Annotated in this window: 1 protein-coding gene; it reads right to left on the reverse strand. The window is 66.4% G+C overall.

Annotation, left to right across the window (positions count from 1 at the left end; all coding sequences use genetic code 11):
• Window positions 1-272: 272 nt before the first annotated feature.
• The coding region (locus KHQ26_RS25670) for an aminotransferase class III-fold pyridoxal phosphate-dependent enzyme (RefSeq protein ID WP_228297901.1) at window positions 273-1035 on the reverse strand (763 nt) is incomplete at its 5' end.

Below are 1035 nucleotides of genomic sequence, written 5' to 3' on the forward strand. Positions count from 1 at the left end.
GTCCAGCAGCGCCGCCGGGCAATAATCAGGCACGGTACCCGTGGTGTTGCCGGGTGGCGGCTGCGCCTTACCCGGCCTACAGGATCCATTCACAGGCTCACACCCCGTAGGCCCGGCAAGCGCAGCGCCGCCGGGCAAGATATCAGGCACGGTATCCTTGATTTCGCCGGGTGGCGGCTGCGCCTTACCCGGCCTACAGGATCCACTCACAGGCTCACACCCCGTAGGCCCGTGCAAGCGCGCCGCCGGGCAACAGTATCCGGCCCCCTCCCCTACTTCGCCAGGCTGGCAAAGCGAGCAAAGACCGCATCAAAAATCGCCAGCCCCTGCGCCACCTGCTCAGCAGTAATGGTGCACGGCGGGACCACGTGAATGCGGTTCTCCACCACAAAGGCCAGCAGCCCGGCTTCGGTCAGGGCCCCTTTGATCGCAACCATGTCAGCGGCGGTCAGCGGCGTTTTTTGTTCACGGCTGCTCACCAGCTCCAGCGCCTGGAACAGGCCGCGACCGCGCACCTCGCCGATAATGGCGTGCTTCTCCGCCAGCGCCTCGAGACCGGGGCGCAGCACCTCGTTGCCGATAGAGGCCGCGTTCTCAACCACCTTCTCCTCTTTCATCGCGTCGATGGTGGCGACAATCGCCGCCATCGCCAGCGGATGGCCGGAGTAGGTCAGCCCCCCGGCAAAGAAGTGGTCGTCAAAGTAGCGGGCAATCGGCTCGCTAATCAGCACCCCGCCCGCCGGCACGTAGCCGGCGTTAACCCCCTTGGCAAAGGTCACCAGATCCGGCACCACGCCATCCTGCTCGAAGGCGAACCAGCTGCCGGTGCGGCCAAAGCCGGCCATCACCTCATCGAGGATCAGCACGATGCCAAACTCGTCGGCCAGGGCGCGCACGCCCTGCATATAGCCTGCCGGCGGCACGAGGATCCCGGCGGTGCCGGGGATGGACTCCAGCAGGATCGCCGCGATGGCCGTCGGCCCCTCGCATTCAATGATCCGCCGCAGATGCGCCAGCGCGCGCTGGCACTCCTCT

The organism is Klebsiella sp. 10 (genome assembly GCF_018223925.1).
Taxonomy (GTDB): domain Bacteria; phylum Pseudomonadota; class Gammaproteobacteria; order Enterobacterales; family Enterobacteriaceae; genus Klebsiella; species Klebsiella pneumoniae.